Origin of the sequence: Bartonella sp. AP1QHHD, assembly GCF_042196265.1 — a bacterium.
Lineage (GTDB): Bacteria > Pseudomonadota > Alphaproteobacteria > Rhizobiales > Rhizobiaceae > Bartonella.
Genome location: NZ_JBHIPW010000033.1, coordinates 1 through 18,632 on the forward strand (window position 1 = coordinate 1; position 18,632 = coordinate 18,632).

Consider the following 18,632-nt stretch of genomic DNA (forward strand, 5'->3'; position numbering starts at 1 on the left):
CGAATTACCCAACAGTTCTAAGCCACCACTCATAGTGATTTTGCTGGTAAATTTATTATAACTTTGCCATTCATTTGGGCTGGCTAAGCGACCATAGCTTGTGAGATCTTCATTGATCTTGGCTCTAAAATCATCAAGACCCACGATATCTTCGGTTTTATGTTGATGCGCACCTAACAGTGAGACAGCACTGCCAAAGGTGAAGTTATTATTGCTTGATTTATAGAGAACATAATTATTTGCGGCATCTTTTGCGCCTTCGATATGGCTTAAATCAGCAAATGAGAAAGTTTTATCCGCTGCCATTTTGCCATTGAGAGCGCTTTCTAGATCTGCGACATCACTTATGCTATGCGTGTGTTTTGAAGGCGCTTTTTCGTCTACCTTTTCCTCAACAGCCAAAAGAGCTTGATCAATTTTGGTCAAGTTTTCCCGCAAGATTGGGAATTCAGAACTGATAAAACGCCCCTCTTTAGGCAATTCAATGGCTGCGCGTACTTGCAAATCAGAGCAGTCCACAAGGTCAAAGGTGCCTAAATCGACAATCTTTTCTGTTTGTGTATAGCGTGCCGCCAACACCCGAAAGGCTAAGGCTTCATCTTGATGAGCGGTCCAGCTCCTAGCATTGACAGAAGAAAAGCGTGGACCGGTCACGTAAGGGTGGCTTGAGACATATCTCTGGTGTTCTGCATCAAAATCTCCAAGCTTTGCCAGTGAAACAGAATGATCAGCATCATCTGTCTTGATAACGAAAGCCGTTAAGCGGTCATCCATCACAAGGAGTGGTACATCATAGCGTGCCTCTGCCCAACCTAGCTTTGCCTCCTTCATAGAATAAAAGCTTTGTGCTTGAATATCGGCGGTCGGATAGCCGTTTTCGGTTGTCACCAAATCAATCACCAGATCATGGTTCTGATTGCCGATTTTGCAAAGATGAAAGTCAATACCGGTGATTTGCCGTGTTTCATCAGGGGTAAAGACTTGGGCTTGTGGGTCAAATTGCGTCCAGATCTTCACCGTGGTGGTGCGCCGCATCACTTTCACATCAATCACACCTTGACCGGTAAAAAGCCCCGTTGCCGTTGTTCCACCTTTTCCCCGTGCCACAACGTTTTTTGTGCCAGCGGTAATGTTTTTAGGAATCGTGAAAGTGCCTTCAAGGGTGCCTTGTCTATCGGCAACAAGCTTTGTTTTTGGTAAAACATTCACACCATCAAAGGTAAGACTTTCCAAGATTTCGCTACTGCCAAAACCTTCAATTTTAAAGTGAAGGGTAATTTGTCTTAAAAAGTCGATTTGTTCTTGGTGTGTGTTGATGAAATTATCGCTTACTTCTGTTCTACGTATGGTACTGCCGCGATGTTTTCCCATAATGATTTGATTGGTGATACCCGAGAGCCAATCGGTGCGTTGTTCATGCCAGAAGTCTGTTGCGGGTTCAAGGGTTACTGTACCAGGCAGGGGTGCAAAATTTTGATAGGGGTTGATCTTTTCGCAAGCGGTTGTCAACTCTTGCGCAATGATCACTTCATTTGTCCAGTCAAGGGTGACAGGCGCTTTTAAAGGAGTAGTATAGAATGTTGGGTCAATGGCGAGCTGTAAAATGCCGTTGCCTACAGCCCCCGTTTGTTGAAAGCCTTCATCTCTGTAACTATCATCAAGAAAAGGGTCTGCAAACATGCCCTTTTTGGCAACAGGTTCTTTAGAGTCAACATTGCTTTTAATACGCTCTAATTGCATCAATCGATCAAGCGAAAGCACCCGTTGAAAATAGCGCCACATTTCATCATAGGGGGCAACCCGTGTGCCATCATTGACCACAACCGGCGTTTCAAGCCAATTGTTGGTAATGGTTGCAAGGGACAACACATCATCAGGGACACTGGGTGCCATGGGATGATCTACTGAGATACCTTTGATGTAAACCACATTGCCCCCTGTGTTCAGTCCTATGCGGTCAATGCGGGGGAGTTTGTAAGTGTAACTGACGATAATATCACCACCTTGCGCCCCACCTGAGACAGTGATTTCCTGCGCTGTTACCTTATCAGCCGTGATTTTTGCGCGATAGCGGTAAGTCACCTTATAGCTGCTCCCTGCTAAAGGTTCGTCTCCCACCGGTGCCCAATCAATGGTGTCTCCGGTTTTTTTAAAATCCGTTCCTTCTTTAAATTCTTTAGTTCCTTGAACGATTTTGATAAACGCGGTGATGCTTTTATCAGGAACACCATCACGCCCTGCGGCAACCGCACCGCGGGTGACGGTAACGGTTTTTTCTTTTGTCAACAAAAGAGACTGAATATCAGCAATAGGAAAATAATAGGGTTTAAAGGTGAAACTTGTTTTCCCTTTTGGGGGCGCAAAAATATGCGTTTCGCTTGGAACAACGCTTGTCGAAAAATCCTCTGGCTCTTCATGGCGCAAAGCCGCTAAGCGTTTGCGTTTAAAGCCATTGATATTGGCTTCTCCTTCTTGAATACTAAACACTTGGCAACCGTTATTGGCTCCCAATGCACTTACACGGCATCCCCCCACGATATAATGCCCATGGGCGCGGTCGTACGTCGCAATAGCTTGCATGGCCGGTTCAAGCAGTGAGGGCGATTTTTGATCAATCAAAACGCCATCTTGTAAGATATAGACCGGAAAGAAAGCCCCTTGCTGCTCATCATCTTTGAGAGCCCAGACAAGTTTTGCGACTTCGCGTGCCGCTCCGGGCTCTCCTTCTGCCAAACTGCCGGCAACTTGCCCCAACAGCTCTGGATCCTCTTCATGAGTTATCCATTTTTTTTGCAGCTTCACACCAATTTCCACACGCCCAATCATGGCAACATTGTTGAGTACAGCTGGTGCAACGGGGAAAATATCGCCTGTGATATAAATTTTGCCCTCTGTTAACGTGACAGTCCTTGTCTCTTTATTGACAAAAGCATCAGCGCGTTCAACGCGGTCTCCTTCTTGTGCCACAAGGCGCCCCAAACGGTCATGACGCCCCCTGATGATGGTTTGAACCTCATTGAGTTCACCACTTTGAAGAAAAGGGCGCTTGCCATAAAACACCACGCTTTGTTGTTCCTCTTTGCCTACCGATCTGTCAATTGCAAAGGGTAAACCACTTTCATGCTTCATATTAAAACCTCAATAAAATCTTGAATTGTTCGCGAACATCGGCACGCAAAGGAATAGTGACAGGCGTTTTGAGTATCTCTACACCACCACGTAGTTCACCAAATCCTAACCAAAGTTTGCCAGGAGGGGTTTGTTGTGCAAGAGAGCCATGAACGAGAAGGGAAACAGAGGCGGCTTGTTTGTCCTCAACATCTTCAAAATCTGTGCGGGCTGCCAGAAAAAGCGCCGTGCCCATCGAGGAGGGCTGGAATCTGTTACCACAATGGCTATACACACCATCCAAAGCCTGTTCGACAGGCGCTACAGCATAGCATCTGCGATACCCAATCACGCTATTTGGGCTGTCTCTTAACACGAGATAAAGCGTGCGGTTGCTAAACCACTCTGCCATGAGTATATCGCGTTCATGTTTTTTGACCGAACACCACGGAAAATTTGCCATATCCCATGGATAATCAATAAGGTCCCAGCTTAACTCTTCATCCCCATCATCTATCCAATTACCAATAAGCCTGCCTTCTTCTCTTGTGAGCGTGTGATTGATTTCTGTTGTGCGTCCAAAGGAAAACAAAGTGTCCCCAGCTGTTAAACGAACACCGCTTTCATACTCCAACATGCTGTCATCAAGGCGTGACATATTGCATTCAACAGCTTGCACATCATAACCATAGGTCCCACGACGAAAATCAGAGCGCAAACTTTTGGAAAGGTCGGTAATCGCTTCAATGGCTTCAAGGCTTTTCCGTTCAGGCAACTGATCAAAATCAAGTTGAAAGGAATTCCACCATGCTCGCCCTGTCCATGCGGGTTGAAAGCGTGCCGAAATCCCTAGCCATTCAAGCCCCATCTCTATTGCCGCAAGGGAGCCGCGAATATTTTGCCATGCAAGACCCTGATCAATTAAATCATAAAGGTTAGAGAAATAAGGGTTTAATTCTTGTAAGCCATATTCATCAATTAAAAAGGGCAACCAAGAAGGCGGACGCGTGATAAATTTCGCACGGGGTATTTCTTCGAGTGCCGTTTTAACGTGAAGTTCAAGAGCCATTGCTTCTGCAAAACAACGTTCAAACAAGCTCGAATTCGGGGGCAAAAGTGAGGAAAGCATCAATAAGCACGCCCCCGTTCAAACAAAACAATATCCCCTAGTGCGACTGCTTCATCAGGTGCGACCAAAATATCCTCAAAAGGTTGCGTTATGTTCACATGGTGAACGCCCTCAACCATCAAGCGGCTTAGTATCCAACTTAAAGACAAATCACGCCCAAGCCTTTGCGCACGCGCCCATTCTGCTCTTAAATTCTGCTCCGCTCTTTCCAAAACAAAGGAGCCTTCATCCGGTAACAACCAAAAATCAGCAGAAACATTGATCATCCGCTGTACCGCGCTTTTCACAAGGATGTGGTCATTGGTCATTTTAACATGGGGGGCATCAAGGGCTGCTTGCACCTTTGCAATTAAAGCCTCATCAGCCACCCCTGAAGGAGCGTCACTAAAAAGCGCAACATGAATAAGCGGACTTTTACCCTCACGATAAACAAAAGCATCTTTGACATGGATATCGCTTGAGAGGGCAAAATATTGGTAACGTGGCGCTGTGCCACCTGTGGAATGTCCTTGTCTATTCAAGCGAATGCGGCGGCGCAAACGCTCATCATCTTCATCCAAAAGGCGCGTGACCCCATGAAAATCCCCCAAATGATCTAAACTTGTTCCATGGGCAAATGTGAGTAAATTATCCCGCGCTACTTCATTAATTCGCTGGCGCAATAGCAACTCTTCATAAGCCGCCGCTTGCAATTGAATGACAACCGGATCATAAGCCGTCTTTTCCACATTATAAGGAATATGATGCGCTGCAAAAAGCTCAGTCAAACGCGTGATCTTTTGCTCTAAAATTGCTTCAACAGAAAGCTCTTCAATAATTTGTGGCAAAGGAATCTGTGAAAAGGGTAAAGGTTCAAACTCAGTCATCACCAACCTCTAAATTGATGCTCATTGGCTCTTGGTGTGACCAATCTCCCAAATGCCCATTGGGATAAAAAACACCCGTTAAAACAAAATGGAACGTGCCTTCACGCGTTGCTTTTGTCAGATCAATCCTCTGCAACGAAAACCCAGGCTCTCCACACTCTGGATCATCGAGTGCTTCAACAATTGCTTGATAAAGCTGCATCATCGTCGCAGGATCAGCATTGGCATCTTGGAATGCTCCAACATCACATCCATAATGACGACGCAAAACCCGTGTCCCAATTCTTGTCGTCAGACATTTACGAAGTGACTGTTGACAATGCGCAAAGCCATATAAAAGAGAGCCATCCTTTTCGCTCATCCCGCACCGCATGCTTTAAGCACCTTTGCTTGTCTTTGTGGTAGAAACAGTTGGGGGCGCAGAAACAACAGGTGCTGGTTTTTCAGCGATCTGACCAAGCAGCAACGGATATTTAGCCGCTTCCTCACTTAAACAAATTTCCTCACCCTTGCCCGGTGAACGCTTGCCTGCAACAAAATCGGCATTTGTTAAAATAACATAAGTGTTCTCACGCATGATAAAACTCCTTTAAAGAGGGGAAGAGGTTGTGGAAGGACCCATTTTGACCCCACCGTGTTTGTGGCTTGCGCCAACAGATTTTTGATTGTGCTGCAAATCTTCTGCTTGAATATGCACACTGCCCGTTAATTCAACACGGGTTGATTGATGAGAAAGCACCAAACCTTTTTCACTCAAATGGATTTGGTTTTCCCCATGGGAGAGAATAAGTTCATCTTTTGTCATTCGCAAAGCGCCACCGGCATAACACAGAGCAAGCTCTCGCGGCGAGCGTGCGGGATTAGGCGCATCCTCACTATAGCTATCGCGCACCACCAGAGAAGCAGAACCAATTTCGCCATGGGGGTTTAACAACCGCACCGGATCACCAACATGGAGGGGCATATTGCTTGAGAGAGCGCCAGAAGCTTCTTGCGCTTGTAGCCAAGGCGATAAAACCGCTTGTCCATTGGAACCCTGTTCGGAAAGTTTCACCCGCACCCTATGGCCATCAACTTGCACAACCCGCCCAATCATGTGCTGGTTGGCAAGACAGCGTTCAAGCGCATCAAGACGCTTCATTATTTGTCGCAAGGTGTCACTCAACAAATGCGCATCATTCATGGCAACACCTCATCATCACATGAAATCAAACCACTTTTGAGTTGTCCTTCATCACAAAAAATATCCTGTCCCAACTGATGCAAATCTTGGTGCCATTCCACCACGCTTATCGATACACCACGCTGCTTAATCGCCGCAGAGATAATCGGTTCAATTTGCACCTCACGCGGGGCACTCAAATGCGTTAGTCCCCACAATTGCCCGCTATGACAAAGCACCGCAATGGCTTCTGCTAAAAGCCAACTGGAAACATCACGCTCTTTACCTGTGGTAATAATAAAAGCCCCTAAATGAAGATCCGCACTCATGTGCCCACTTGCTACAGGATTCAAACGGCTTTCTAACACCGCAACCCGTATTGCTGGAGCCACCAGCATCTGTGTTTCAAGCTCTTCTAAGTTAAAACGTCCAAATTGACAGCCGCAATCACGCACATCCGGTAAAGCGCCTTTAAGGCTTCTTATCACCGCTTCACGAAACTGATTAATGCGCCCTGCTTGTGTGATCGTTTGACTCATGAAAAGACCCTTTCCAGCCAATCTTCTGTCGCTTTGACAATTTCCACTTTATTGTGCTCTGAAAGCCCCAAATAAGGGCGTGCGGGCATGGTCACTTGATGCACACAAACAAAGCGGTGTGCATTGCCGCTTTTAAGAAAAAAGCGCAGTGTCTTGCCATTTTTCGGGCGAATAACCCCACCCAATTGATGAATCCGCGCATAAACCAACCCAGAGCCCACAATCACCTGTTCTGGTGAAGCTTTCATATCAATGGAGCGTGAAAGCGCCCCACTGGCAAAAAGAATGGAGGTACGGGCATGATTGTTTTTCCACTTCTCTCCTTGAGCAGACATTTTTTCACTTTGAATCCGCCGCCTTGTGCTTTCTTGAATGAGACGCCCAACCCCTTGTGCCAAAGTCCCCATCGAGCTATCAGCTCCCTTTTGCAAAAAGGATAAAGCCGCTTCAAGCCCTGTCTCTTTAATCTCAATATGGGTTGCAACAGACATATTATCTTCCCATCAAACGCGGCTTGGCATGAAAAAAAGCCCCATCACGAACCGGTCCATCTTCGCTCATAATTTTAGGTTCATCTATGCCTAAACCCGCTTTGCCTTCCGCAATGCGTTTCAAGAGTTCAACCGCCTGTTTGTAACGATCTTCAATAGTCGTGGTCAGTGCCGTATGGCGTATGGCTAAATTATAAACAGCAATATTGACACAGATCATACCCAGAGCCGCTGGCTGTCCAGCAATGGGGATTGAGTAGCGATGAGACAAATGCACATCAATCTCACCACTTGCCTGTTCGAGCGCGCGGGCAATGGCTTGCTCTGAAAAAACTGGATCAGAGTTCTCATCCATCCCACACAAATCATCCAAGAAGTCATCACCCCAGAGCTCTTCAATCAATGTTTTGCTTGCATAAGCCATGTTTAAAAGTTTCCCTTAGACAACTTCTTGCAACAAAACACCGGCATCTTTTGCGGCAACCAATTCACACACACGTTCCCCCACACGCACCCGTTTGCCGCCTGATAAGCCGATATCTGGATCTTGGATCACTCCAGACAAACGTTCGCCCAACTGGGCGCTAAAACCCCAACTGATCACCGAACCATCTGCCTGTTGTTTGGTAGGGTCAATATAAAGCAGTGCAATCTTATTGCCCCACACGCGTGCCAATTGTGCCGAACGCCCTTTGCGGGCCAAATTCACTTGCGATTCACCAATGAGTAAACGATCGGGGTGTATTTCCATCAGATCAGCAAATTGCGCCTTGGTGACAAAACCATCAGCAGTGCCACCTCCTTTAACGGCTTTAATGATTTTGGGATGACGTTTGAGTTTTGACCAAACAACTTTGCCCATAACAATGGTGTTGGGTGTATAGACGAGACTTTTATCCATGGCCTCATCTAAAACAGCATAAGGATCAGATTTCTCATAATCGCTAAATTTATTCTCACCTTTAAGTGTTATCACCCGCTCTGGTGCATAATTTTCACTTCTTTGCACAAGCGCTGCAACACGCACTTCACGCCCCAATTCTAGCAAATTGGCAAGTCCCTCTACAGCTGTCTTTTCGGGGTTATAACGAGAGCGCTTTTCTGCTCGTGCGCGTGCCGCTGCTTCAATATCTGAATTGGGGATAAGATCATCAAGTCCGTAATCTTTGACACTGGCTTCCCGTTCAAAGGCAGAAAATTCCACCACATTCGGGCGCCCTTTCCGCCCAATCTCAAGTTCAGGCACGGTAAAATTTTCCGCTAAGGGAAATTCACTATATTTAAACACTTCACTTAAAACAGAAACACGGGGCAAAACTCTATCGCCAATAAGAGAGCCAGCTGGATTGCGATAACCAATAGCAATAGCGGTGAGTGTTGGATCAATGGGAAAAGGTCTGTTCATCATAAGCCTCGATTAATTAATTTTAAAAGAAATAACATCACCAGCAGAACCATCACTCATGGCAATACCAATGGTGCGATCTGCGGCTTCCGCTTTAATGGCGTGTCCTTTGGGGTCAGAGGTCAAAAAATCACCAAAGGAAACATTGCCTCCACAAACCACTTCGCCCCAACCACATTGGCCAACATCAAGCATCTCACCAGCCTTTGCACTCAATGACCCAGCAGTCCCTAATAATTTATCACCCTTACCAGAAGCCGTTGCCACCATTCCCTCAGTGCGCGCTGCAACAATGCAATAAGGTGAAATCACATCTATGGCGCGAAAAGATTTAATTAAAATCATCGTACTCATGATTAGCGCTCCTTTTGTTCGCAAATATAATCAACTGCTTGGCTAATGGTGATATCCCACCCTTTTTGCTTCTGCTCTTCCTTATAATGGCGTGCCGCAACAGCAATCTCTTCTGGCGCAAGCTTTGGTTCTTGCTTGAGACAAGAGGTCTCCAAAGGACTCCTAGCGGCAAGCGCCGGCAACTTCTCGACCAAACTTTTAAAATGTTCCACACCCCCTTCAAGGCTACAGAGTGCACGATATTCCTCGCGGGCAGCAGGCAAAATTTTGCCCTCTTCAATGGCCTTGTCTAAAAGGCTCTCAATAGCTGTATTTTTCTGCTCTTCTTGCAAAAGCGCTAAATCTTCTTGCATCTTTGTTAATTGGGAATTTAATTCCGCGCGTTCTTTTTCGCGCGCTTTAAGCGTTGCTAAAATCTCATCCGCTTTAGCATCTTCTGCCAGCGATAGTGCACTGGCAATGGCTGTCAAATCCATCATTTTCTCCGTCAAAGTTATAGGGGAAGGCTGTTCACGGCTTAAAGCCGTCATGACAAGGGCTGGACGGTTCACCAAACCAGCACCTGCTAAATTTAAAATTTCACCTTTCTTGGAATGGCGAAACTCCGGCGAAAGATAGCGATATTCTCGGGCAACAATCTTTTTAGCGGCCATATCGGTCCATTTAACACGCCCCCAAATCGCACCATCCCGCTCTGCTAATTCTTCAATCCAGCCACTGGCAGGTGCTTCTAAACCATTTCTCGCACGGTGATGTTGCCCATGCTCATAATCAATCACAAGCGGTCCTTTATTGGCTGCAAAGGCTTTTAAAATAGTTTGCGGGTTATAATGCCATTGTCGTCCATCACGTGCCTTCACATGGGGCGCTTTGGGCAAAAGCTCTACCCATTCAGGCGCTTGGCTAACGGTGGCGTCTTCACATGAAATGTCTTGGCATAAAACGTCTGGACAGAGATCTATTAACGCAGCATGAAATGTTTCTGCATCCCCATCTTTTTGATCTTCGTGAAATTCCTGTTCCATACATTGCCTATTGCTTTACAATTGTCATTGGCAATACAATGCATGAAACTTACTCCCACTATAAGTCTGACACTGTCAGTCAAAAGAGCATTTCTCAAAAAGCACTCTTTTCCCTATTATTCTCCTTGTGAGAGAAACCCCCGTGCCAAACCATCCCATAAAATCGTTTTCAAAGGCACTTCAAAGGCGATAGAGCGCCGTCGTGAAGTTAGAGGTACAATTTATCGTCTTATACAAAAAAAGCCCCTCTCAAGCCGTTTTTTTAAAGATTGCTTTTTGGCTTAAAAACATTATATCATTGGAGGTAAGGCGTGAGCCAGTTTTGCCAGGACGGTTTTACCGGATCTGCGAGGAGTTGACCGCCCTCCACGCCTTCTCATTTCACAAAAGCCAGCAGGTCTTTCCGGTGTTTTCTTTACAACAACCTCTCGCCCTTTTTTTCAGCCGCATCCAATAAGCGTCCAATTTCTCTAGAGCTTTTTTTATGCATGGAGGTCAACCACCATTCTTGTTTGCTTGCTACAAATTTGACCGCTAAGCGCCACCATACCCCATCATTTTCACCCAAAAACACAACGCTCGGTACACCTTTTCGCCTGATAATTCCATGGGGGCGAATGAGTGTTTGAATGGCGCCACGAAAATCATCCAAGTGAAGATCACGCGCTTGATGCTCTAACAAAATATGTTTCACACTGTCTGCGGATAAGCGAATAAGAGAATTTTCCGCTGCAAAAACATCACCCACCTTTTGTGGTATCGGTGCAATGGGTATAAACCCGCGAGGCATCCGTCCTTCAAACATGGCTTCCAAAATTGGCGAACCCACAATATCTTCAATGGCAATGCGTTTGTCATTGTCCCCCATCACAGAAATTTTATCACTCAAAAAATTGCTTAAATTTTGCGCCCGATGTTTCCCAGGATTAGAATGCCAACCAGGATCAATCCCCTTTGGTATCTTCTCAACTTTCCCCGTCCGTTTATTGTGCCAAACCTGCTTTTCAACATGAAGTGGCTCTGCCCCCTCTTCATAGCCTAAATCTTCTGCTTCATAACGGCTTACCTGTCGCACACTGCATTTACACCGCCAACCATTGGGCGGATAAAGCCAATCCCAAACCGGATCATCAACAGGTGCGGTAAACCCCACCCAACTTTCATGTTCTAAACGCTTATGTTCTGAACTTGACAAAGCATAGGTGAGATAGGGCAAAAATTCTTTATTATTTTGTGTGCGCTCCCACTCACCTGCCGCATGCGCACTCATGGTATTGGCCCAATAGACCGTTTCTAAACGCCGTGGGCTGCCCAATTGTACCACGCTCTTTTCACCAGTTTTGGGGTCAATGCTGGTCTTTTTACCCCACCAACCCTTTTCCTGTAAAATCGGCATCAAATTTTTTTGAAAATCTTGAAAAGGAACTTGATGCTTTATGGCTTCTCCAACCGCTCGCTTAAAATCCTCCAAAATATCATAGCCTAGCGATTTTGCCACCGTAAAGGAAAAGGTATGTTCTTCTGGTGCTATATCACGCCAATCAAAGCTTGGAACAAGTGCCTTGGCTTCAAAATAACGGGTGACCTCTTTAGGGGCGGTTTTAAAAAGTTCCTCATCCATGATACCCAAGCCCACGTGCAATCATTTGTACTTTTGCCAAGCGCGCTGCTAATGCATGATGATCCATCTCACCCAATAATTCATCTAAGCCTTTTAGGATATCCTCATAACTTGTTGCTTCTCTTACAAGCTTTTTAAAAGGCTCTAAAAGGGGTTCTAAGTCCTCTTCCCAGTCACTTAAAGCTTCTTGTGAAAGCCGGTCCAATTCGTCGTGATATTTCCCACCCTTCTCTTTTGCACCCTTGCTCTCTCTTGTCACAGAAACATCAAAAACACCTCCACAATCAGCACAAACATGAGCCTTTTCTCCCCTCTCATCATCAAGCGCATTATCAGGAGCCTTTAAAACATCCTCTTCCTTTTTTGGTTGCGAAAAACCAATCTTATTGCGCACTTCTTGCGCCCCAACACGCAAACCTAAAGGCACAAGTTTTTCCAGCGCATCACTAATCGCTTTAATATCTTCATTTTCCGAAATCGGCCAATAGACAAGGGGGTAGCGCTCTTGGCGCCCAAAATTAATCTCAACAAAAGGCACAATCAAATCACGATTGGCTGTCAATGCCAATTGCCGTGCATCAGCTCTGGCAATATCATGACGCACATTTTCATGAATGCGCGCTTGCGAAAAGGACGAACCATCATCCGTCGTCATCGTTTGTCCCAACACACCCTTTGAAATCTGCCGATCTAAATATTCCGCCTTGACACCAAAAACCGCATTGCCACTGCCCCCTGCCGCTTCAATAAATTCAATCTCCATTTCTTTGGGAATAATCGCTGCCGCATCACTGGATAAATCACGCACCGCTTGAATGAGAACCCGTCGTTCCTCATGAGAAGAGCTCGCCCCATATTTGCCCACACGCAAAGGCATACCGTAAACTTCTAAGAAAGCCATCCAATCTTTCAAGGTATAAGACTTAAACAAAAATGCCCAAGCCGCAAGCCGTGCAAGCCCCGTGCGAATAGGCAAACCGCTTTTTAACTTTGGGCGATGAATGCAAAATTTATAAGCAGGCAATTCACTTCCATGCAAAGAGCCCTCTTCTTTTAAACGCAAATGAAAACCATCCCGTCGATCCAATTGAAAAAACCGCTGGTCACGCCATTTCCAAGCAACCGGCCACCATTCCTTGGCACTCTTGTCCCACAAAGTTTCAACAACCGCATAGCCTTTTCCCAAAGCATCTAACAAATCCGTGACATAATCATCAACAAAGGTAGGTGCACTAATCACTTCCCGCACCGCATCTGCTATCTTTTTGTCCTGTGCACTGCTGCTTGCGGCAATCACTCCAGGCTCCACCCCTGTAAGAGCATTTTTACGCATGCCAAGCACAGCACGATAATGCAAATCACGCTCTTCCATATCATCGGCAAGTTGGAAAAACTGCTCTGGATGACCCTCTGCTGCCTGTTGTAAAATATCAGCAAGTTGCGCAGGGGTCAGACCACTGACAATGGTTTGTGACCACACATCACGAACACCGCCAACGGTAGGGCTTGCGACTTCTCTCTCCAACCCTTTGATATTAAGCGCCCTGCCCCACTGATCTAAAAGTTTTACCATCTCATCATCCCATCAATAAATCTTTGATCGCATTGTTGAAAAAAAAGGCGTTGAAAAGAGCGAGCTTTCATCAAAACGATAAGCCTCTCTCACAGGTGTATAATCATAAATTTCAGGAGTTTGGCGGCTGGCAAAATAAGCCAAAGCGCAAGCAATCGCGCTATCACCATGGCGCATAAAACCATCACTGCCTTTAAAACGATGATTGTCTGGAATTTTCACAATGCCATTGACATAAGCAAGCGCTTGATGATCGGCAACAATGTCACTATCGCGCGGCAAAACAATCGTCCCATCCCCAAAAGCTTCCAAATAAGCCGGCATTTCCTTGCCATACCAACTTTGTGACAAGGGCACTTCCTTCACAAGAGCTCCATAACGTTGCGCCGCTTTTTCGGCTAAATAAGCCCCATTGCCCCGCGCATCTAACGCGCCGCCCATCAAACGCGGCAAACCATTCACCCCATAAAATAAAATCTCTCTTTGTTGATCAAACGGCGTATTGCGCAATTCCACCATAAACCGGACACGGCGCACCAAATCTTGTCCCACCTCCATCACCACAATCGATGTCGCATCGCCCGATCTGGCAAAATCAACACCAAAAACATGTTGGCGCCGCCGGTCAAGCCCAATATGAAGAGGTTTTATATGTTTCTCACACCAAGCAAAAGCAGCAACACTTCGTTGATGTTCCGATTGATTTTTAAAATCATCCACACAAGCAAAACGCAACACCGCAATACCCAGAGCACAACAATTTTCAATCTGCAAACGTGTTAAAGCAGCCCCTTCTTGATCAGCTGGTATGGCATCTAATTCTTGGCGCATAGCAGCCAAACGCACCCCATAAGAGGCACGAATTTGCTCTTCCCATTGTTGCTCAGATGCTAAACTCCACACCTCCCCCTTCATGGCACAAACCCGTTTAAACAAGCCATTTTTAACAGCAACACCAAAGGGGTAACAATGCACAGAAAAAGGAACCTTACCTGCTTTCGCCTCACGGATCAGTTCATTGAAAGGATTGAGCACACCATTATGGGTGGAGATCACACGGATCTTGCCTCCCCAAATGAGCAAAGCATTGACAGCATCCAAAACAGAGCGCACATCTTGATGAAACGCCGCCTCGTCAATCACCACAATGCCCTGTAGTCCGCGAATATTTTCAGGGCGGCTAGAAAGCGCCTCAACCCGAAACCCCGAAGCAAAACGCACCCGATAAGCAGAGATATATTTTGTTGAACCATCCGCCCTTTGATCAGAGAATAAAAATTCCTCAACATCCCCACTATGGCTCGTAATTGCCGAAGCAAAATTGCTCACATAGCCAATAAATTCCCGCCCCTTGTCTTTGGTGTCACCAATATAAAAAACATTATCGCCCCTCGCTTCACGTGCCGCCGCCGCAATCAGTGTATCATCCAAAGCTTCTGCAAAAGTAATGCCGGTCCGCCGACCCTTTTCAACCAGTTTTAACGGGGACTTATCTTCAATCCATGCCCGTTGATGCGCCATCAAAACGCCTTCCGCTAAGGGATCACTCTCTTTGGGAAAAGTACTTTTCTGCCAAATATCAAAGCCACTTTGATGATCAAAGACATGACTTTTTGAAAAGGGCTGTTCAGCCATTTTTAACCCCCAACACCTGCGCACGTATAGCCCGCGCTGTTTCTTCTGAGAGCCCCGCCGCTGCTGCTGCCACATCAACCGCTTTACTTGCTTTAGTGGTAAAATCCTTCTCTAATCTTTGCCGTCTGGTGGTCGATAAATGTTCAGCCGCCAAAACCCCTTTGAGCGCATTGGCTAATTCTTGTGCTGCTTTTGGCGAAAGGTTTTTCCCACTGCTCAACGTTGAAAAAATCAACTCCTTAATCGCTGCCGCCGTCAAAAGAGTGATATTATCAGAAGCTTTGGCATCAAAACGCTTGGAAAGACTTGCTGCAATTTCTCTTGTCTGTTCTAGGCGCCTTGACATCACGGCTAGCCGCAAAGAATAACGATTAAAACTGGAAAAAGAGGGAATAGAAAAGCTGAGACCCGTTTCCTTTCGTAAAGCCTTCAAAGCCGCTTTAAACTCACCATAAATAGCCATTTGCGTCTTCTCACGCCCATTTAAAGCCTCAGCAGCAGCAGCAATAATTTGATCACAAGCTTGCGGCAATAAATCAATCGCCGTTAAACGTCCACGCCCGACCTTGCGCATCCTTCACCTCGTCTTTTATTGATGAACGTTTAGGCCGCTTAATCCCCTCAATGGAAAAGCTCCGGTCTAAATGACGCGCTCCCCGTTCTGTTAACGCTGCAAGAAAAACTGAACCCACCTGTTTTAATGTGACAGCACCTTGATCTTCCATCCATGCCAATTCATTATGCACAAAATCGCGATCGCGCCTGATGCCATAACTGTATAAAAGCCGCTCAATCATCGCACTCGATAAAGTTTCGCTGCGCTCACAAGCAAGCCCTTTTAAAATAATCAACCGCGCTTCTTCACGGATGATTTTATCCATATCTGCTTTCATTTCTTGGCATTCTCCAACAAAAACTCTTGCAAGCGCTCACCAATGGCTGCCACCGGTTGTAATTGTGCAGAAAGCGTGTTGAGACGACCATTCAATTTCTCCATATTCACTTCCAATCTTTGCAGCGCATCACGATCAGGCAAAAAGTCCATCTCTGTTTCTAACTTTTGCACACGCTCTTTAAGCGCCGTGATATCTTTCAGCATTTCCCGCGCACCTGAAGAAAAATAGGCTCTCAAAACCCCACAAATCGCAATAACCGATAACAATAAAGACAACCAGCCATTGGCAACACTGATATCCAAATTCACTTAAAAGTCCCCTCTCTTTTGCCTAAAATCGCCCGCTCCGCAGCTTTTCTGCGCTGTTCACAAATCAATAAAGCAGCACGATCACGGCTCCAATAATGCACCACTTCGCGCGCATTCAAAGCACGCTCTGGCAATAAAGCTGGGCGGGCACACGCCATGCGAACAACAGGCGGCAACTCAACCGATAAAAAATGATAAGAAAGGCTACCCACCGGCTTGTGTGTTGAGCAAGCGCACACGCTCAAGCCCAATGCCACCGCCAGTAGTTGGCAATACTGCATTGACTTCCTCCATTTTCACAAGCTTTTGTTCCAAAGCCGAAATCACCCCTTGCGCTTGATGCTCAGCTTCCAACGCTGCTTGTCTTTGTCGCTCTTGTACAAGCAGTGCACGTGCTGAAGCCTTGGCAATCTCCAACTGCCAATACAAATCACGCGCCTTTTCCGCTTTTAAAATTTGCGCTTTCATAAAGCCAAAAGCCGCCAACATCACACTGACCAAAAAAAGCAGACCAAAAGACAGTTTTGAAAGTGGGCTAAACATTGCTTTTATCTCCCCACCTCGTTATCTCCACCCCATCATAGGAGCTGCTATGCCGCTTATGGGAATGTTTCCTATTAGAAAAATCCAACGAGCCAAAGCCACGATGCACCCCCAGATTGCCAACAATAATCGCCACCATCGAAGGAATAGAAATGCTCGCCATATCAACAATATGCGGAGCCCCCCACAAACCACCAGAAACAAGCAAAAAAATAACCCCCCAAGCAAACCAAAAGGACCACCATAAATAGAGCCTAGAACCACGATAAGAGGGCTTCATGCCTTTACCTCGCCTCCAAGTCCCAAAAGCTTTTTGGCGCGGTTCAAATAAATCAAACGTTGCACAAGTCCATTTCTTCCCCCATTGATCGCCTTGGTAATCCCTAGATAATCATCTTGATCAGCCAGCCTATTCAAGCCTTTCATTTGCCAAAACCAAACAGCAGACCAAAGCGCTGCTGGAAACTTTTCCAGCTCTTGCGGAAATGCCTCACAATCAACCGCTTGTTCATCGACTAAGCGCCAAAACTTCGTAAAACGGCGATAATTATTGCGCCCCGTCAACTGGATCAAACCACGCCCCTTAAAGTGCACCCCATCCCCAGGGTTGACATTGCCTAAATCACGCCGCCCCTCATAAGCGCGCCCTGAGGCATATTCACGCAGGGTAAAAAAGCCATCACTCTCATGGGCACATTGGCTTAAAAAATGTGCAATACGCAACGGTGTTGTGAGTGCCCCATAAGATAAAGCTTTAGGCAACACGCGTGCCATTTCAACAATAATAAAATCTTGGCGCGCATGATGCGCCAATTTAGGCGCAAGGCGATGAAGAAAAGAAGCATCTATTGAAATCATAACAAACCACTCAATGCATAAAAATTCATTCGCAGTTTATCGGATCTCCAACCCCCAATATAAGCCTGACACTGTCAGTCAAAACTCTCAATACTCATAAAACTCTGGAAATAATAAACCTTGTGGTTCTTGCAAAGAAATTTTCTTTTTCAAGCGATAAGCTGTACGCACATGCATACCAGAAACAGCAGCTGCAGCATCCACCGACCAGCCTTTTTGCAACGCTTGCACCATTTTTTGCCGCCGTTCAGCATCTCTGCCAAGGGGGATAAGAAGGCGCACACCCGAACCATTAAAACAAAAATGGTTGATCAATTGCTGCGCTTCTTCAAACCCAACAATTTCAATCAACCAATCCGCACTCTCAAGACGCCCGGGTATATAAACTTCTCGTCCACCAAAAGCCCGCATCATATTCCATGCTGCTTCACTGCCCGCAACATCAGCTATTTCACGCAATAAGGCAGGAAAATCGCTATAGATTTCCTCTTGCATACATGCTTACCCCTCGCTTTTAACACTTTTACGGATTTTCCGCCCCCAAACATTCATAACTTCTCTAAAGTCGCCCCCATTCATCTCACCCAAAGCTTTACCACTTAACGCCATAACACTTTGATGAAAAGCTCCCACATCAAACACAGCATCGGGATTCAAACACTTCCATTGGGCACACAAAATGGAAATGCTTGGTTTCTTCCTCCATGAATCTTCGCGGTTTTTTCCTCTCCAGTCAACCCCACCCTCACGCTGCAACCAACCTTTCAACGCCTCAATAGCTCTGCATGCATCATCGCTATCGCGTAAAAAGCGAATATGATCAATCCCTGTCTGTCTTTTCACAAAGGCAAGCAACGCCTTATCTGAACGATCACGAATAATGCCAAGATTCCACCCAGCAATCCAAAGCGCCTGGAGCTTCTTAGCATATTTCCCCTCTAAACGCTTCCCATTCGGCTTAAAACCAAACGCTTTCATTTCAGCGATAACCAAGTGCTTTTCTGAAAAATTCAAATCTTTCGCCGATTGCTTGCCTGTTAAGCGATAGAGCAGTGCGCGATAGGTCTCATCATCAAGACCTAACGCGCGTTTTCCCATATGAAGGACAGCTAAAGACAT

At 46.1% G+C, this 18,632-nt stretch carries 24 protein-coding genes; all 24 read right to left on the reverse strand.

Going from position 1 to position 18,632, the window contains the following annotated elements; all coding sequences use genetic code 11:
• Positions 1-3,129 (reverse strand): Bgr_08870 family protein (locus ACFIME_RS03355; protein WP_375684484.1); only part of this gene is annotated, 3,129 nt, incomplete at its 3' end.
• A gap of 1 nt (position 3,130) precedes the next feature.
• A complete protein-coding gene (locus tag ACFIME_RS03360; protein WP_375684485.1) occupies positions 3,131-4,237 on the reverse strand; it encodes a phage tail protein in 1,107 nt (368 codons plus the stop codon).
• Positions 4,237-5,103 carry a baseplate J/gp47 family protein gene (locus tag ACFIME_RS03365; RefSeq protein ID WP_375684486.1) on the reverse strand — a complete coding sequence of 289 codons (867 nt, stop codon included), beginning with the start codon at positions 5,101-5,103 and terminating at the stop codon, positions 4,237-4,239. Before ACFIME_RS03365 ends, ACFIME_RS03360 begins: the two co-directional genes overlap by 1 nt.
• On the reverse strand, positions 5,096-5,476 hold the full coding sequence (locus tag ACFIME_RS03370) for a GPW/gp25 family protein (RefSeq protein ID WP_375613760.1): 381 nt from the start codon (positions 5,474-5,476) through the stop codon (positions 5,096-5,098). The genes ACFIME_RS03365 and ACFIME_RS03370 overlap by 8 nt, the downstream gene beginning before the upstream one ends.
• A 3-nt stretch (positions 5,477-5,479) precedes the next feature.
• Positions 5,480-5,680: a hypothetical protein gene (locus ACFIME_RS03375; RefSeq protein WP_015856807.1), complete on the reverse strand. Its 201-nt coding sequence runs from the start codon at positions 5,678-5,680 to the stop codon at positions 5,480-5,482.
• Between the two features lie 12 nt (positions 5,681-5,692).
• Complete coding sequence (locus tag ACFIME_RS03380; RefSeq protein WP_375633870.1) at positions 5,693-6,286, reverse strand: baseplate assembly protein; 594 nt, start codon at positions 6,284-6,286, stop codon at positions 5,693-5,695.
• On the reverse strand, positions 6,283-6,804 hold the full coding sequence (locus ACFIME_RS03385; RefSeq protein WP_375633872.1) for a hypothetical protein: 522 nt from the start codon (positions 6,802-6,804) through the stop codon (positions 6,283-6,285). The genes ACFIME_RS03380 and ACFIME_RS03385 overlap by 4 nt, the downstream gene beginning before the upstream one ends.
• Positions 6,801-7,295 carry a phage virion morphogenesis protein gene (locus tag ACFIME_RS03390; RefSeq protein WP_375683740.1) on the reverse strand — a complete coding sequence of 165 codons (495 nt, stop codon included), beginning with the start codon at positions 7,293-7,295 and terminating at the stop codon, positions 6,801-6,803. The genes ACFIME_RS03385 and ACFIME_RS03390 overlap by 4 nt, the downstream gene beginning before the upstream one ends.
• A 1-nt stretch (position 7,296) precedes the next feature.
• Positions 7,297-7,719 carry a gp436 family protein gene (locus ACFIME_RS03395; protein ID WP_375624209.1) on the reverse strand — a complete coding sequence of 141 codons (423 nt, stop codon included), beginning with the start codon at positions 7,717-7,719 and terminating at the stop codon, positions 7,297-7,299.
• A 15-nt stretch (positions 7,720-7,734) separates the two neighbouring features.
• Positions 7,735-8,700, reverse strand: a complete 966-nt coding sequence (locus ACFIME_RS03400; RefSeq protein ID WP_375680969.1) for a capsid protein — start codon at positions 8,698-8,700, stop codon at positions 7,735-7,737.
• 12 nt (positions 8,701-8,712) lie between these two features.
• The gene (locus tag ACFIME_RS03405; RefSeq protein WP_375618803.1) at positions 8,713-9,054 is read right to left on the reverse strand and encodes a hypothetical protein; all 342 of its coding nucleotides are present in this window, start codon (positions 9,052-9,054) and stop codon (positions 8,713-8,715) included.
• A gap of 2 nt (positions 9,055-9,056) precedes the next feature.
• The gene (locus tag ACFIME_RS03410; RefSeq protein WP_375680970.1) at positions 9,057-10,079 is read right to left on the reverse strand and encodes a phage protease; all 1,023 of its coding nucleotides are present in this window, start codon (positions 10,077-10,079) and stop codon (positions 9,057-9,059) included.
• 415 nt (positions 10,080-10,494) lie between these two features.
• Positions 10,495-11,700, reverse strand: coding sequence for a phage minor head protein (locus ACFIME_RS03415; RefSeq protein WP_375684487.1), 1,206 nt, complete (start codon positions 11,698-11,700; stop codon positions 10,495-10,497).
• Positions 11,693-13,273 (reverse strand): DUF935 domain-containing protein, encoded by a 1,581-nt coding sequence (locus ACFIME_RS03420; protein WP_375684488.1) that lies wholly within the window; start codon positions 13,271-13,273, stop codon positions 11,693-11,695. The genes ACFIME_RS03415 and ACFIME_RS03420 overlap by 8 nt, the downstream gene beginning before the upstream one ends.
• 12 nt (positions 13,274-13,285) lie before the next feature.
• Entirely contained in the window at positions 13,286-14,908 is a 1,623-nt protein-coding gene (locus ACFIME_RS03425; RefSeq protein ID WP_375684489.1) for a hypothetical protein, read from the reverse strand.
• A complete protein-coding gene (locus ACFIME_RS03430) occupies positions 14,901-15,482 on the reverse strand; it encodes a phage protein Gp27 family protein (RefSeq protein WP_375679946.1) in 582 nt (193 codons plus the stop codon). Before ACFIME_RS03430 ends, ACFIME_RS03425 begins: the two co-directional genes overlap by 8 nt.
• Complete coding sequence (locus ACFIME_RS03435) at positions 15,445-15,801, reverse strand: hypothetical protein (RefSeq protein WP_375637064.1); 357 nt, start codon at positions 15,799-15,801, stop codon at positions 15,445-15,447. The genes ACFIME_RS03430 and ACFIME_RS03435 overlap by 38 nt, the downstream gene beginning before the upstream one ends.
• Positions 15,798-16,112 (reverse strand): DUF2730 family protein, encoded by a 315-nt coding sequence (locus ACFIME_RS03440; RefSeq protein ID WP_375607966.1) that lies wholly within the window; start codon positions 16,110-16,112, stop codon positions 15,798-15,800. The genes ACFIME_RS03435 and ACFIME_RS03440 overlap by 4 nt, the downstream gene beginning before the upstream one ends.
• Entirely contained in the window at positions 16,109-16,324 is a 216-nt protein-coding gene (locus tag ACFIME_RS03445) for a hypothetical protein (protein WP_375633720.1), read from the reverse strand. The genes ACFIME_RS03440 and ACFIME_RS03445 overlap by 4 nt, the downstream gene beginning before the upstream one ends.
• The gene (locus ACFIME_RS03450; protein WP_375684490.1) at positions 16,317-16,655 is read right to left on the reverse strand and encodes a hypothetical protein; all 339 of its coding nucleotides are present in this window, start codon (positions 16,653-16,655) and stop codon (positions 16,317-16,319) included. Before ACFIME_RS03450 ends, ACFIME_RS03445 begins: the two co-directional genes overlap by 8 nt.
• A complete protein-coding gene (locus ACFIME_RS03455) occupies positions 16,648-16,935 on the reverse strand; it encodes a hypothetical protein (protein ID WP_375612317.1) in 288 nt (95 codons plus the stop codon). Before ACFIME_RS03455 ends, ACFIME_RS03450 begins: the two co-directional genes overlap by 8 nt.
• A complete protein-coding gene (locus tag ACFIME_RS03460) occupies positions 16,932-17,513 on the reverse strand; it encodes a glycoside hydrolase family 19 protein (protein ID WP_375684491.1) in 582 nt (193 codons plus the stop codon). Before ACFIME_RS03460 ends, ACFIME_RS03455 begins: the two co-directional genes overlap by 4 nt.
• A gap of 87 nt (positions 17,514-17,600) precedes the next feature.
• Positions 17,601-18,008 carry a helix-turn-helix domain-containing protein gene (locus ACFIME_RS03465; RefSeq protein WP_375648297.1) on the reverse strand — a complete coding sequence of 136 codons (408 nt, stop codon included), beginning with the start codon at positions 18,006-18,008 and terminating at the stop codon, positions 17,601-17,603.
• 6 nt (positions 18,009-18,014) lie between these two features.
• Entirely contained in the window at positions 18,015-18,632 is a 618-nt protein-coding gene (locus ACFIME_RS03470) for a regulatory protein GemA (RefSeq protein WP_375684492.1), read from the reverse strand.

Excerpts from the sequence above, each read along its gene's own strand:
- ACFIME_RS03360 (WP_375684485.1), bottom strand. The coding sequence starts at position 4,237 with ATGCTTTCCTCACTTTTGCCCCCGAATTCGAGCTTGTTTGAACGTTGT.
- ACFIME_RS03365 (WP_375684486.1), bottom strand. The coding sequence starts at position 5,103 with ATGACTGAGTTTGAACCTTTACCCTTTTCACAGATTCCTTTGCCACAA.
- ACFIME_RS03370 (WP_375613760.1), bottom strand. The coding sequence starts at position 5,476 with ATGCGGTGCGGGATGAGCGAAAAGGATGGCTCTCTTTTATATGGCTTT.
- ACFIME_RS03375 (WP_015856807.1), bottom strand. The coding sequence starts at position 5,680 with ATGCGTGAGAACACTTATGTTATTTTAACAAATGCCGATTTTGTTGCA.
- ACFIME_RS03380 (WP_375633870.1), bottom strand. The coding sequence starts at position 6,286 with ATGAATGATGCGCATTTGTTGAGTGACACCTTGCGACAAATAATGAAG.
- ACFIME_RS03385 (WP_375633872.1), bottom strand. The coding sequence starts at position 6,804 with ATGAGTCAAACGATCACACAAGCAGGGCGCATTAATCAGTTTCGTGAA.
- ACFIME_RS03390 (WP_375683740.1), bottom strand. The coding sequence starts at position 7,295 with ATGTCTGTTGCAACCCATATTGAGATTAAAGAGACAGGGCTTGAAGCG.
- ACFIME_RS03395 (WP_375624209.1), bottom strand. The coding sequence starts at position 7,719 with ATGGCTTATGCAAGCAAAACATTGATTGAAGAGCTCTGGGGTGATGAC.
- ACFIME_RS03400 (WP_375680969.1), bottom strand. The coding sequence starts at position 8,700 with ATGAACAGACCTTTTCCCATTGATCCAACACTCACCGCTATTGCTATT.
- ACFIME_RS03405 (WP_375618803.1), bottom strand. The coding sequence starts at position 9,054 with ATGAGTACGATGATTTTAATTAAATCTTTTCGCGCCATAGATGTGATT.
- ACFIME_RS03410 (WP_375680970.1), bottom strand. The coding sequence starts at position 10,079 with ATGGAACAGGAATTTCACGAAGATCAAAAAGATGGGGATGCAGAAACA.
- ACFIME_RS03415 (WP_375684487.1), bottom strand. The coding sequence starts at position 11,700 with ATGGATGAGGAACTTTTTAAAACCGCCCCTAAAGAGGTCACCCGTTAT.
- ACFIME_RS03420 (WP_375684488.1), bottom strand. The coding sequence starts at position 13,273 with ATGGTAAAACTTTTAGATCAGTGGGGCAGGGCGCTTAATATCAAAGGG.
- ACFIME_RS03425 (WP_375684489.1), bottom strand. The coding sequence starts at position 14,908 with ATGGCTGAACAGCCCTTTTCAAAAAGTCATGTCTTTGATCATCAAAGT.
- ACFIME_RS03430 (WP_375679946.1), bottom strand. The coding sequence starts at position 15,482 with ATGCGCAAGGTCGGGCGTGGACGTTTAACGGCGATTGATTTATTGCCG.
- ACFIME_RS03435 (WP_375637064.1), bottom strand. The coding sequence starts at position 15,801 with ATGAAAGCAGATATGGATAAAATCATCCGTGAAGAAGCGCGGTTGATT.
- ACFIME_RS03450 (WP_375684490.1), bottom strand. The coding sequence starts at position 16,655 with ATGTTTAGCCCACTTTCAAAACTGTCTTTTGGTCTGCTTTTTTTGGTC.
- ACFIME_RS03455 (WP_375612317.1), bottom strand. The coding sequence starts at position 16,935 with ATGAAGCCCTCTTATCGTGGTTCTAGGCTCTATTTATGGTGGTCCTTT.
- ACFIME_RS03460 (WP_375684491.1), bottom strand. The coding sequence starts at position 17,513 with ATGATTTCAATAGATGCTTCTTTTCTTCATCGCCTTGCGCCTAAATTG.
- ACFIME_RS03465 (WP_375648297.1), bottom strand. The coding sequence starts at position 18,008 with ATGCAAGAGGAAATCTATAGCGATTTTCCTGCCTTATTGCGTGAAATA.
- ACFIME_RS03470 (WP_375684492.1), bottom strand. The coding sequence starts at position 18,632 with ATGTCTTTAGCTGTCCTTCATATGGGAAAACGCGCGTTAGGTCTTGAT.